Origin of the sequence: Sphingomonas phoenicis, assembly GCF_047238005.1 — a bacterium.
Taxonomy (GTDB): Bacteria; Pseudomonadota; Alphaproteobacteria; order Sphingomonadales; family Sphingomonadaceae; genus Sphingomonas.
Map to the genome: position 1 here is coordinate 1180668 of NZ_JBDFMC010000002.1, position 12932 is coordinate 1193599.

Here is a 12932-nt window from a genome sequence, read left to right on the forward strand (position 1 = left end):
TCACGCGTCCACCGCCTCGCCCTGCCGGTGCCGGCTCTCGATCCGCTCGACCAGCCCGTCCTTGAAGTGGACGACGGTGCGCGCGAACGCGGCCATGTCGGGTTCGTGCGTCACCATCAGCACGGTGATGTTGCCGTCGCGGTTCAGCCCGGTCAGCAATTCCATGATCTCGATCGATCGTTCCGAATCGAGGTTGCCGGTCGGCTCGTCGGCCAGCAGCACGTCGGGATTGGTCACGATCGCCCGCGCGATCGCCACCCGCTGCTGCTGCCCGCCCGACAGCTCGGCCGGCGTATGGTCCCACCACCGGTCCAGCCCGACCTTCTCCAGCGCGGCCATGCCCAGTTCGCGACGGCTCTTCTTGTCCTCGCCCCGGTACAGCAGCGGCAGCTCGACATTCTCCAGCGCGGTCGTGCGGCTGAGCAGGTTGAAGCCTTGGAACACGAAGCCCAGGTACCGGCGGCGCAGCAATGCCCGCTGGTCGCGGTCGAGCCGCTCGATATGGTGGCCGCGGAACAGGAACTCGCCCGCCGACGGCACGTCGAGGCAGCCGAGGATGTTCATCGTCGTCGACTTGCCCGATCCCGACGGGCCCATCACCGCGACGAAATCGCCGGTCTGGATGTCGAGGTCGACGCCCTTCAGCGCCTGGAACTGCGTCGCCCCGCTGCCGTACAGCTTGGTGACGCCGCGCAGGCTGATCAGCGGCGGCGCGGCGGGACCGGCGTTATTGTCCACCGCCGCCACTCCGCCGCCGCTGGCCGCCCGCGCCCGCCGGCGCCTGATCGGTGCCCGTCAGTTGCCCGGTGATGACCTCCTGCCCAGGCTTCAGGTCGCCGCCGACCACCTCGGTCACCGTACCGTTGGTGTCGCCGGTGGTGATCTCCACCGCCTGCGGCTGGCCGTCCGCGCCCTTCACATACACCGTCTGGGTCGCGCCGCGCGCCAGCGTGGCGGTCCTCTCCGGCCGGTCGCGGCGGGGGCGGAACGTCAGCGAACCGGCGATGCCGCCGCCCTGCGCCGCACCGGCCGCCGCCGGCTTGAACCGCAGCGCCGCATTCGGCACCAGCAGCACGCCGCGCCGGTCGGACGTCACGATGTCCGCCGTGGCGGTCATGCCGGGGCGCAACTGACCCTGCGGATTGGCGACCGTCAGGTCGGCGGCATAGCTGACCACCTGTCCGGTGGTCGCCGTCGTGCTGGTGCTGGTCGACGAGGATGTCGCCGAACTGACGGTCAGGTTCGATCCCAGATCGACCCGCGTGATCGTCGCCGGAAAGCTGCGGCCGGGAAACGCATCGACGGCGAAGCTCGCCTTCTGCCCCAGCTTCACCTCGCCGACGTCTGCCTCGTCGATCGCCACCTCCAGCTTCATCTTGGTCAGGTCTTCGGCGATGACGAACAGCGTCGGCGTGTTGAACGAGGCGGCGACTGTCTGGCCGGGATCGACCTGCCGGGCCAGCACCACGCCCGACACCGGGCTGCGGATGATCGCGCGGCTGCGCTGCGTCTGGCTCTGCGCCAGCTGTGCCCGCGCCGCGGCGACGTTGGCCTGCGCGGTACGCACGCCGGCGACCGCGCGCTGCGCATTGGCGCGCCCGGTCTGGAGTTCGGTGGCGGAAGGAACGCGGCCGTTCGACAGCTTGTACACCTCTTCCAGCCGCGCCAGCTGCGCATTCGCCTCGCTCAACGTCGCCTGCGCCTGCGCGACCTGCGCCTGGTTCGCCGCCAGCTGCGCCTCGTTGGCGCGGATCTGGTCGTCGATCTGCTCGGGATCGATCAACGCCAGCGCCTGCCCGGCGGTCACCCGGTCGTTGACGTCGACCACGACCCGCGTGACCAGTCCCGACAGCTGCGATCCGACCGTCACCTGATTGGTCGGCGCCAGCTTCCCCGTCGCCGAGACGCTGACGGTCAGGTCGCCGCGCCGCACCGGCGCGGTGGCGAAGCCCGCCGCCTCGTCCCCGCGCATCCACCGCGCCACCAGCAGCGCGAGCAGCACGACCCCGACCAGCACCGCCGCCCATTTCGCCCAGCGGCGCCACGCCGGCACCGGCTTCACACCCAGGAATTCGTCCGTGCTCTGGTCGGCCATCAGCGGGTCTCTGTGTCAGAAGTGGCGGGCACCGGCACCGGTGAAGGCGTCGTCCCGGCAGGCACCGTGCGCGGCGGCGCCTGCGGCACGGTGGCGGCATCCCAGCCGCCGCCCAGCGCGACGTACAGCGCGACCAGCGCGCTCGCCGCATCGGCGCGCGCCTGGGTCAGCCCGTTGCGCGCCGACAGCAGCGCCGCCTCCTGCTGGTTCAGCGTGGTGAAGTCGGTCAGGCCGGATCGATACTGGCTGCGGCTCAGGATCGCGGAATTGTTGGCGGCGTCCAGCGCGATGGCGAACTCCCGCGCCCGCGCCTGCGCCGTACTCAGGGCGACGACGGCATTCTCCACGTCCTCCAGAGCCAGCAGCACCGTTCCCTTGTACGCCGCCAGCGCGGCGTCGGCGGCCGCTTCCTGCGTGCGGACCTGGCTCCGCAGCCGCCCGCCGTTGAAGATCGCCTGGGTCAGCCCTGCGAACAGGCCGCCGGTGATCGCGTCGCCGATCCCCGACAGCGAGGTGGCGTTGGTGTTGATGTTGCCGGTGATCGCCAGCGCCGGATACAGCCGCGCCTTCGCCACCCCGATCTGCGCCGTCGCCGCCGCCAGCGTCCGCTCGGCCGCCCGCACGTCCGGCCGCTGGCGCAGCGTCTCGGCCGGAATGCCTGCCCCGACGGTCGCCGGTCCGTTCGGAATGGGCCGCGGCGCCGCCAGCAGCGGTTTCAGCGCACCGGGCGCCTGCCCGGTCAGCACGCCCAGCCGCGACACGGCGGCGTTGTACTGCTGCTCCAGCGAAGGGATCGTCGCCGCGGTCTGCGCCCGCTGGCTGCGCGCCTGCTCGCTGTCCAGCGACGAGACCAGCCCGGCCTGCACCCGGAAACCGGCGATCTCCAGATTGTCGTCCTGCAGCCCCAGCGAGGCCCGGGCATTGGCGATCTGCGCCTGCAGCCCGCGGGCGATCACATAATTACGCGCGACCTCGCTCTCGACCGTCAGCAGCACGCTGGCATAATCGTAACCCGATGCCTCGTACTGCGCGCGGCTCGCCTCCACGGTCCGGCGCAACTCGCCGAAGATGCCGACCTGATAACTGGCGGACAGGCCGAGCGAGAAACTGTTGGTGCCCCCGCCGCCGGTATCCACCACGGTACCGTCCGGCAGCGTAAACGAACGACCGCCGCCTCGCAGGTTCTCGTTGCGCTGATACCCGGTCGATCCGGACAGCGTGGGCAACAGGCTCGACCGGCTCTGCACCAGCGCTTCCCGCGCCTGACGCAATCGGGCGACCGCCTGGGCGATGTCGGTGTTGGACGTCGCGGACTGCTGGACCAGCTGGCCCAGTACCGGATCGTCGAACCTGTCCCACCAATGCGTCAGATCCTCACGCCTCGGTGCGGCGGGCACGGACCAGGTGACGGGCACCCCCAGCTCCGCCGGCGTCGCCGGCCGATAGTCGGGCCCGACGGAGCAACCCGCCAGCAGCATCGGGACAAGCAGGGGAAAAACGCGAAGGCGCGGCATGACAGCGGGGATGACCAACCCTCCCCTCACTGTCCAGCGCGTTTATGTCGCAGTTTGTCGCTCCACGACGCTGCGGCCTCGTTCCTACTCCAGTTCCAGGATGACCTGATCGACCGACAGGCTCTCCCCCGCCTGAACCTCGATCGTCTTCACCACGCCGGTCTTCCCCGCCCGCAGGATGTTCTCCATCTTCATCGCCTCGACCACCGCCAGCGGCTGGCCGGCTTCGACGCGGTCGCCCGCTGCCACGTCGAGCCGCACCAGCAGCCCCGGCATCGGCGCGATCAGGAACCGGGAAAGATCCGGCGGCACCTTCTCGATCAGGTGATCGGCATAGCCGGCGACGCGGGTCGGCAGCACGCGCGCGACATGGCTGGCGCCGCGGGTGGTGAGCCGGAAACCCGCGCGCACCGGCTCCAGCCGCACGATCAGTTCCTCGCCTGCCACCTCCGCCTGGACGACGCGATCGCCCGGGGTGTACTCGGTGGACAGGTCAAGTGGCTCTCCGTCCACCACGATCGCGTCGGGCGACACCGTCACCGCGTGATCCCGCCCGTCCAGCCGTACCGTCCAGTCGGCCGGCGGGCGCAGGCGGCGCCCCAGCTGGCCGTCGATCCGCCGTGCCCGGTCGGCGTGGGCGGCGGCGGCAAAGGCGGCGATGGCGGCAAGCGAGCGCAGCAGCTTCGCATCGGCGGGCGCACCGCCGAAACCATCGGGATATTCTTCCGCGATGAAGCCCGTGGTGATCTCCCCCGACCGGAAGCGGGGGTGCTGCATCAGCGCGGACAGGAAGTCGATATTGGTGCCCGGCCCCTCGATCTCGAACGCATCGAGCGCCGCAATCTGCGCATCGATCGCCTGCTCGCGGGTCGGCGCCCAGGTGATCAGCTTGGCGACCATGGGGTCGTAGAACATGCTGACCTCGCCACCCTCGACGACACCGTCGTCGACGCGGATGCGGGGCTCGCGCTCCGCCAGCAGGGCGTTGGCCGGCGCATCGCCGCGCTCGACTGCCGTCGTCTCCGGCGGATTGTAGCGGACCAGTCGCCCGATGCTGGGCAGGAAGCCGCGGTACGGGTCCTCGGCGTACACGCGGTTCTCGATCGACCAGCCGTCGATGCCGACCTGATCCTGCGTGATCGACAACGGCTCACCGGCCGCGACGCGGATCATCTGCTCGACCAAGTCGAGCCCGGTGATCTCCTCGGTCACCGGATGCTCCACCTGCAGCCGGGTATTCATCTCGAGGAAGTAGAAGCCCTGCCCGGTCGTGTCCGCTCCGGACACGATCAGTTCCACTGTGCCGGCACTGTAGTAACCAACAGCCCGCGCGAGCGCGACCGCCTGCTCGCCCATCGCCTTGCGCATCGCAGGCGTGACGAAGGGCGACGGCGCTTCCTCAACGACCTTCTGGTGCCGTCTCTGGATCGAACATTCGCGCTCGTTGAGGTACAGGATGTTGCGGTGCTGGTCGCCCAGCACCTGGATCTCGATATGGCGCGGGCTCTCGATGAACTTCTCGATGAACACCCGGTCGTCGCCGAAGCTGGCCAATCCCTCGCGCTTCGTCGCCTCGAACCCCTCGCGTACGTCCTGCTCGCCGTACGCCAGCCGCATGCCCTTGCCACCGCCACCGGCAGAGGCCTTCATCATCACCGGATAGCCGATCTCGGTCGCGATCCGCACCGCCTCGTCGGTGTCGGCGATCTCGCCCAGAAAACCCGGCACGACGTTCACGCCGGCCGCCTTGGCGAGCTTCTTCGATTCGATCTTGTCGCCCATCGCCGCGATCGCATTGGGCGGCGGCCCCACGAACGCGATGCCGGCCTCCGCGCAAGCGCGTGCGAAACTCTCCCGCTCGCTCAGGAAACCGTAACCCGGATGGATGCAGTCGGCCCCTGTTTCCCTGGCAGCGAGCAGGATCAACTCGGCCTTCAGATAGCTTTCGGCAGCCGGTGCCGGCCCAAGCCGAACGCTCTCGTCGGCCATCAGCACGTGCGGGCTGCGCGCGTCCGCGTCCGAATAGACGGCGACGGTGGCGATCCCCATCCGCTTGGCCGTCCGCATCACGCGGCACGCGATCTCACCGCGATTGGCGACCAGGATCTTCTTGAACATCAACGGTACCACTTGCGATGAAGAGCGAGGGGGATAACGGCCTCGACGGTCATTCCGCGGCGACCCGCATCGGCTCGCCGCTCGCCATCGGCACCAATCCCAGCTTGGCGAACAGAGCGGCGTCCGCACCCTCCCCAGCGTTGCCGGTGGTCAACAGCTTGTCGCCGGTGAAGATCGAATTCGCGCCGGCCATGAAGCACAATGCCTGCGTCGCCTCCGACATGCTTTCCCGCCCGGCCGACAGGCGGACCATCGACAGGGGCATGGCGATCCGGGCAACGGCGACGGTGCGTACGAACTCGATGTCGTCGATCTTCGCCATCGGCGTGCCCGCCAGCATGTCGCCCAGCGGCGTACCCTTCACCGGCACCAGGGCGTTGACCGGCACGCTCTCGGGATGGCGCGGCAGCGTGGCGAGCGCGTGGACGAAGCCGACCCGGTCGCCGCGAGTCTCTCCCATCCCGACGATGCCGCCACAGCAGACGTTGATGCCCGCCGCGCGGACGTTCTCGAGCGTCTCCAGCCGGTCTTCGAAGGTGCGGGTGGTGATCACAGCGCCGTAATGCTCCGGCGACGTATCGATGTTGTGATTGTAGTAATCGAGCCCGGCGGCGGCCAGCCGCGTGGCCTGATGCGGCTCCAGCATGCCCAGCGTCATGCAGGTTTCCATGCCCATGCCGCGCACACCTTCGACCATGGCGACGATCGCATCCATGTCGCGGTCCTTGGGATTGCGCCACGCCGCGCCCATGCAGAAGCGCTGCGACCCGGACGCCTTCGCCTCCGCCGCACTGGCCAGCACCGCCTCCACATCCATCAGCTTCGCCGCTTTAAGCCCGCTGTCGGACGAGGCCGACTGCGAGCAATAACCGCAATCCTCGGGGCAACCGCCTGTCTTGATCGACAACAGCGTGCAGAGCTGAACCTCACCGGCAGCATGGTGCGACCGGTGGACGGTCTGCGCCTGAAACATCAGCTCGTCGAACGGCAGATCGAACAGTGCCGCGATCTCGGCGCGGGTCCAGTCGGTACGGGTCATTGGCGATTCCACAGAAGCTTGGCGAGCTGCGTCGTGCGCTCGCGGGTCAAACGGGTCTTGCATTGCGCTTGCGCCAGCGGCTGCATCGATCCGCCGGCGAACTCCCCTCCCTCGATCACGCACTGCGTGTCGCGGAACTGCAGCCACGCGCGCTGGCTGGCAAGCGTCGCCGCGGCATAGCCGAACCCGCCGCCGCGCGATCGGTCCTGCGCGTCGCGGCCCTTCATATAGGCATAGGTACGCTGCCACTGCCGGGTCATCGCGGCATCGGCCGCGCGGTACTCCGTACCGGCCTGCTGGTTCATCTGCGCCTGGGTCTGCGCGGCGGCGGGTGCGGCGGTCAGCAGCACGAGCGGGATCAGGCGTATCATTCGGCGGCCTCCGTCTCTGGTGGCATGTTGTGACCGAGCAGCCGCAGCACTTCCTCGGCCGCGGCGATCAGGTTGGTGCCCGGCCCGAAGATCGCCTGCACCCCGGCATCGCGGAGGATCTGGTAATCCTGCGCCGGAATCACCCCGCCCGCAATGACCTTGATGTCGGCCCGCCCGGCGTCGCGTAGATGCCCGATCAATTCCGGGATCAGCGTTTTATGTCCGGCCGCCAGGCTCGACGCGCCCACCACGTCGACCTGCTTCTCCAGGGCGAGCAGCGCTGCCTCGTGCGGGGTCTGGAACAGGGGGCCGGGCACGATCTCGAAACCCAGGTCGCCGAACATGCTGGATACCAGGTTCGCACCGCGATCGTGCCCGTCCTGCCCCATCTTGGCGACCAGCATGCGGGGCCGGCGCCCCAACCGACGCTCCGTCGCCTCCACGCCGCGCTCAAGCCGCGTCCAGCGAGCGTCGTCGGCATAGGCGCCGCCATAGATGCCGCTGACCGGCGTCGGCTGGGTTCCATAACGGCCGAAGGCGATCTCCATCGCCGTCGATATCTCGCCTAGCGTCGCGCGCGCACGCGCCGCCTTGACTGCCAGGGCAAGCAGGTTGTCGTTCGCCGATGCGCCAACGCGCAGTGCCGCCAACGCCTTCTGGCAAGCCGCTTCGTCGCGCGTCTCGCGCAGACGACGCAATCGCGCGACCTGGGCCTCGCGGACGGCATGGTTGTCGACATCCAGAATGTCGATCGGATCCTCGTCCTTCAGCCGATACTTGTTGACGCCGACGATCACGTCCTCACCGCGATCGACGCGCGCCTGGCGGGCGGCGGCGGCTTCCTCGATCATCGCCTTGGGCCAGCCCTTCGCCACGGCGGCGGCCATGCCGCCTTCCGCCTCGACCCGTTCGATGATCGTCCACGCCTGATCGACCAGCTGCTGCGTCAGGCTCTCGACATAATAGCTGCCGCCGAGCGGATCGACGACCTTGGTCATCCCGGTCTCTTCCTGCAGCACGATCTGGGTGTTGCGGGCGATGCGGGCGGAGAAGTCGGTCGGCAGGGCGATCGCCTCATCTAGCGCATTGGTGTGCAGGCTCTGGGTACCGCCCAGCATCGCCGCCATCGCCTCGACGGTCGTGCGGATGACGTTGTTGTACGGATCCTGCTCCTGCAGGGACACGCCTGATGTCTGGCAATGGGTCCGCAGCATCTTCGACCGCTCGTCCTTCGCGCCCAGATCGGTCATCACCCGGTGCCACAGCACGCGCGCGGCGCGCAGCTTCGCGACCTCCATGAAGAAGTTCATGCCGATGGCGAAAAAGAACGACAAGCGGCCCGCGAACTTGTCGATATCTAGCCCCGTCGCCATCGCTGCGCGCGCATATTCGCGACCGTCGGCGATGGTGAAGGCCAGCTCCTGCACCTGCGTCGCCCCGGCTTCCTGCATGTGGTAGCCGCTGATCGAGATGCTGTTGAATTTGGGCATTTCGGCCGACGTGTACGCGATGATGTCCGCGATGATCCGCATCGAGGGCCCGGGCGGGTAGATATACGTGTTGCGGACCATGAACTCCTTGAGGATGTCGTTCTGGATCGTCCCGTCGAGCAGCTTGCGGTCGACGCCCTGTTCCTCGCCGGCAACGATGAAGAAGGCGAGGATCGGGATCACGGCGCCGTTCATCGTCATGCTGACCGACATCTGGTCGAGCGGAATGCCGTCGAACAGGATCTTCATGTCCTCCACGCTGTCGATCGCCACGCCGGCTTTGCCGACATCGCCGGTCACGCGCGGATGGTCGCTGTCGTATCCGCGATGGGTCGCCAGATCGAAGGCGACGGACAACCCCTTCTGACCGGCGGCGAGATTGCGCCGGTAGAAGGCGTTCGATTCCTCGGCGGTCGAGAAGCCGGCATATTGGCGGATCGTCCACGGACGCCCGGCATACATCGACGCGCGCACCCCACGAGTGAACGGCGCGAAGCCCGGCAGGCCGGGGTCCACCGGCGCATCCGCGGCGGTATAGAGCGGCTTGACGTCGATCCCCTCGGGCGTGGGCCAGATCAGGTCGCGGCCCTTCACCTCCCTGGCGGCGGCGGATTCCCAGTCCGAGAGGGTGGGTTGCGAAGTCGGTTCGGGTGCCGGCTGCGGCTTGGGCGCGGCGCCGCTATCCTCGCCGGTGTTGGTTTCAATGATCGCCATGCGGCGTCTCCATCAATTCCACGAGCACACCGCCCATGTCGCGGGGGTGCACGAAGACGATCGGCGTGCCATGCGCACCGATGCGCGGTTCGCCCAGGATCGTTGCCCCCTTTTCCTTCAGGTCGACGACCGCGACGTTGATATCGGGTACCTCGAAGCAGAGATGATGCTGCCCACCGGCCGGATTCTTCCTGAGGAAGCCGGCGATGGGCGAGGCGTCGTCATACGGTTCGATCAACTCGATCTGCGTGTTCGGCGCATCGATGAAGCACACCTTCACCCCCTGCGCAGGCAGGTCGAACGGACTGCCGATGGCAGTGGCACCCAGCAAGGTGCGATAACTCTCCACCGCCGCCGCGATCGACGGCGTGGCGATACCGACATGGTTCAGGCGGCCGAGGATCATAGGGCGGTATTTCCCAACGCGAGCAACATGCCAAGACCGACGATGAGGAAGACGATCCCCATCACCCCAGTGGCGGCGGTGTTGAGGACGCATCCGACCGCCATGGCGAAAAGCGCCGAGAACATGTCCCTGCTCACAGCGGGATATTGTCGTGCTTCTTCCACGGGTTCTCCAGTGTCTTGCCACGGAGTTTCCGCAATCCCAGGGCGATGCGCCGACGGGTCGAGTGGGGTTGGATCACCTCGTCGATGAAGCCCTTGGATGCCGCGACGAACGGATTGGCGAAGCGTGCCTCGTACTCCGCTGTCCGCTCCGCGATTTCTTCGGGCGTGCGACCGCGGAAGATGATCTCCACTGCGCCCTTGGCGCCCATCACCGCGATCTCGGCGGTCGGCCATGCATAGTTAAGGTCGCCGCGCAGATGCTTCGACGCCATCACGTCGTACGCGCCGCCATAGGCCTTGCGGGTGATCACGGTGATCTTCGGCACGGTCGCCTCGGCATAGGCGAAGAGCAGCTTCGCCCCGTGCTTGATGATGCCGTTATGCTCCTGTGCCGTTCCGGGAAGGAAGCCCGGCACGTCGACGAAGGTCACGATCGGGATTTCGAAGGCGTCGCAGAAGCGGACGAAACGCGCAGCCTTCTTTGACGAGTTGATGTCGAGCACCCCGGCCAGGACCATCGGCTGGTTGGCGACGATCCCGACCGTGCGTCCCTCGATCCGGCCGAAGCCGCACAGGATGTTGCCCGCATGCGCCGGCTGGATCTCGAAGAAATCGCCTTCGTCGACGACCTTCCGGATCAACTCGTGCATGTCGTAGGGCTGGCTGGCGCTGGCCGGGATCAGCGTGTCGAGGCTCTCCTCGATCCGGTCCCAATCGTCGGCCGCGGGTCGTTCCGGCACGCCGTCGCGGTTCGATGCCGGCAGGAAATCGATGAAGTCCCGCGCCGCCAGCAGCGCCTCGATATCGTTCTCGAACGCGACGTCGGCGACGCTGGTCTTGGTGGTATGCGTGACCGCTCCGCCCAGCGCCTCCTGCGTCACCACCTCGTTGGTCACCGTCTTCACGACATCCGGGCCGGTGACGAACATGTAACTGGAATCCTTCACCATGAAGATGAAGTCCGTCATCGCCGGCGAATAGACCGCACCACCCGCGCACGGACCCATGATCAACGACAACTGCGGCACTACGCCCGATGCCAGCACATTGCGCTGAAACACCTCGGCATAGCCGCCAAGCGAGGCAACGCCCTCTTGGATGCGCGCACCGCCGGAATCGTTCAGGCCGATCACCGGCGCACCGACCTTCAATGCCATGTCCATGATCTTGCAAATCTTGGCAGCGTGCCGTTCAGACAGCGACCCGCCGAAGACGGTGAAGTCCTGGCTGAAGACGAAGACCAGCCGCCCGTTGATCGTTCCCGACCCTGTGACGACGCCATCGCCCGGCACGATCTGATCCTGCATGCCGAAATCGACGCAATTGTGCTCGACGAACATGTCGAGCTCCTCGAAGCTGTCCTCGTCAAGCAGCACATCCAGCCGTTCCCGCGCGGTCAGCTTTCCCTTGGCGTGCTGGGCGGCGATGCGCTTCTCGCCGCCGCCCAGCCTCGCCGCCGCGCGCTTCGTCTCCAGCATTGCGATGGTAGACGACATTGGCAGTTCCTCTCGCAGACACGGCCGATGCGTCCTGCCCGCCGATCACGGCCAGCGCAAATGTGAACTTGCGAAGTTGCGAACGTCTTTCTTGCGAACTAGTGCCGGAGACATGCCCAACCCGCGACTGTACGCCGGAGAACAGCTCCGCTCGCTACGAGGCTCCGCCGGCCTGAACCAGCGGGGCATGGCCACGCGGCTGGGCCTGTCGGTCAGCTACCTGTCGCAATTGGAAAGCGGGGAACGGCCGCTGACGGCAGCGGTGATCGCGGCATTGGCCCGCCACTTCCCGCACGCACTGGCGGGGATCGAGGGTCAGGGGTCGGCGCGACGAATAGCCGCCCTTGGTGAGGCACTGGCCGATCCGGCCTTGATGCCGCTGGGTGTCGATGTCGCAGTACGGCTGGCGGAGGAACAGCCGGACATCGCCGATCGGCTGATCGCCCTGCACGTCGCCAAACGGGCGGCCGAGGACCGGCTCGCCCTGGCGGAGGAGACGCTGGTCGCCGGCGGCTCGGCCCGTCTACCGTGGGAGGCGGTGCGCGACTGGTTCCACGAGGCGGGCAACTATGTCGACCCGCTCGACCGGGCGGCCGAGGAATTGGCGGCAACGCTGATGGCCAAGGATGCCGAGGCGGGAATCGCCATGGTCGACGGGATCCTCGACACTGCACTCGGCGGTTACGGCATTCGAACCGTCCTTGATCGCGATCCCGATGCGCCACTCGCGCGGATGGAGAGAGATGTCCTGCTTCTTGGCGGCGCGCTGACCCCGGAGAGCCGCCGCTTCCAGCTCGCCCATCGCCTGGTCGCCATCGCCTTCGTCGATCGGATAGCCGCAATCGTCGCGCAATCGGGGCTCGAAGCGCCGGAAGCGCGCCGCCTGCTGGAGATCGGGCTGGCGAACTATGCCGCGGGAGCGCTGCTGATGCCCTATGCGGCATTCCGATCCGCGGCCCGATCGATGCGCCATGACATCGACCTGCTGTCGCGTCGCTTCGGCGTCAGCTTCGAACAGGCGTGCCATCGCCTTTCGACGCTTCAGCGACAGGGAGCGGCGGGGATCCCGTTCTACTTCTGCCGGGTAGACATGGCGGGCAACATCACCAAGCGGCACTCGGCGACACGATTGCAGTTCGCCCGCTTCGGCGGCGCCTGCCCCTTGTGGCACGTCCACGAAGCCGCCGCGATCCCCGACCGGATCCTTGTCCAGCATGCCGAGACCCCGGACGGAGTGCGCTATGTCTCGATGGCGAAAGGACTGGTGAAGCCGTCGGGCCGCTTTGCCCGCCTGTCACGCCGCTACGCCGTAGTCCTGGGATGCGAGGCCGTCCACGCGGCCGAGTTCGTCTACGCCGACGCGATCGATCGATCCGGGGCGGCGACGCCCATCGGCATCTCCTGTCGGCTCTGCCCCCGCCCGGACTGCGACCAGCGGGCATTTCCGCCGGCGGACCGCCGGATCGCCGTCGACCCGCTGACGCGACGAACCGTGCCGTATCGGGTGATCTGAGGCAGACAGGGC

At 67.7% G+C, this 12932-nt stretch carries 11 protein-coding genes; 1 reads left to right on the forward strand and 10 read right to left on the reverse strand.

Annotation, left to right across the window (positions count from 1 at the left end; all coding sequences use genetic code 11):
• The 10 genes from ABC319_RS06890 to ABC319_RS06935 all read right to left on the reverse strand — a co-directional run bounded on the left by ABC319_RS06890 (position 1) and on the right by ABC319_RS06935 (position 11407).
• Complete coding sequence (locus ABC319_RS06890) at positions 1–738, reverse strand: ABC transporter ATP-binding protein (RefSeq protein WP_413069507.1); 738 nt, start codon at positions 736–738, stop codon at positions 1–3.
• Positions 728–2095 carry an efflux RND transporter periplasmic adaptor subunit gene (locus ABC319_RS06895; protein WP_413069508.1) on the reverse strand — a complete coding sequence of 456 codons (1368 nt, stop codon included), beginning with the start codon at positions 2093–2095 and terminating at the stop codon, positions 728–730. Before ABC319_RS06895 ends, ABC319_RS06890 begins: the two co-directional genes overlap by 11 nt.
• Positions 2095–3573: an efflux transporter outer membrane subunit gene (locus ABC319_RS06900; RefSeq protein WP_413069509.1), complete on the reverse strand. Its 1479-nt coding sequence runs from the start codon at positions 3571–3573 to the stop codon at positions 2095–2097. The genes ABC319_RS06895 and ABC319_RS06900 overlap by 1 nt, the downstream gene beginning before the upstream one ends.
• A gap of 120 nt (positions 3574–3693) precedes the next feature.
• Positions 3694–5727 carry an ATP-binding protein gene (locus ABC319_RS06905; protein ID WP_413069510.1) on the reverse strand — a complete coding sequence of 678 codons (2034 nt, stop codon included), beginning with the start codon at positions 5725–5727 and terminating at the stop codon, positions 3694–3696.
• A gap of 49 nt (positions 5728–5776) precedes the next feature.
• Entirely contained in the window at positions 5777–6766 is a 990-nt protein-coding gene (gene bioB, locus ABC319_RS06910) for a biotin synthase BioB (RefSeq protein ID WP_413069511.1), read from the reverse strand.
• Positions 6763–7137 carry a lysozyme inhibitor LprI family protein gene (locus tag ABC319_RS06915; protein ID WP_413069512.1) on the reverse strand — a complete coding sequence of 125 codons (375 nt, stop codon included), beginning with the start codon at positions 7135–7137 and terminating at the stop codon, positions 6763–6765. The genes bioB and ABC319_RS06915 overlap by 4 nt, the downstream gene beginning before the upstream one ends.
• Positions 7134–9341, reverse strand: coding sequence for a methylmalonyl-CoA mutase (gene scpA, locus ABC319_RS06920; protein WP_413069513.1), 2208 nt, complete (start codon positions 9339–9341; stop codon positions 7134–7136). Before scpA ends, ABC319_RS06915 begins: the two co-directional genes overlap by 4 nt.
• Positions 9328–9747: a methylmalonyl-CoA epimerase gene (mce, locus tag ABC319_RS06925; protein WP_413069514.1), complete on the reverse strand. Its 420-nt coding sequence runs from the start codon at positions 9745–9747 to the stop codon at positions 9328–9330. Before mce ends, scpA begins: the two co-directional genes overlap by 14 nt.
• Positions 9744–9872 carry a hypothetical protein gene (locus tag ABC319_RS06930; RefSeq protein ID WP_413069515.1) on the reverse strand — a complete coding sequence of 43 codons (129 nt, stop codon included), beginning with the start codon at positions 9870–9872 and terminating at the stop codon, positions 9744–9746. Before ABC319_RS06930 ends, mce begins: the two co-directional genes overlap by 4 nt.
• 8 nt (positions 9873–9880) lie before the next feature.
• Positions 9881–11407: an acyl-CoA carboxylase subunit beta gene (locus ABC319_RS06935; protein WP_413069516.1), complete on the reverse strand. Its 1527-nt coding sequence runs from the start codon at positions 11405–11407 to the stop codon at positions 9881–9883.
• 112 nt (positions 11408–11519) lie between these two features.
• Here ABC319_RS06935 and ABC319_RS06940 point away from each other — a divergent pair, with 112 nt between their 5' ends.
• A complete protein-coding gene (locus ABC319_RS06940) occupies positions 11520–12920 on the forward strand; it encodes a helix-turn-helix domain-containing protein (RefSeq protein WP_413069517.1) in 1401 nt (466 codons plus the stop codon).
• Positions 12921–12932 lie beyond the last annotated feature (12 nt).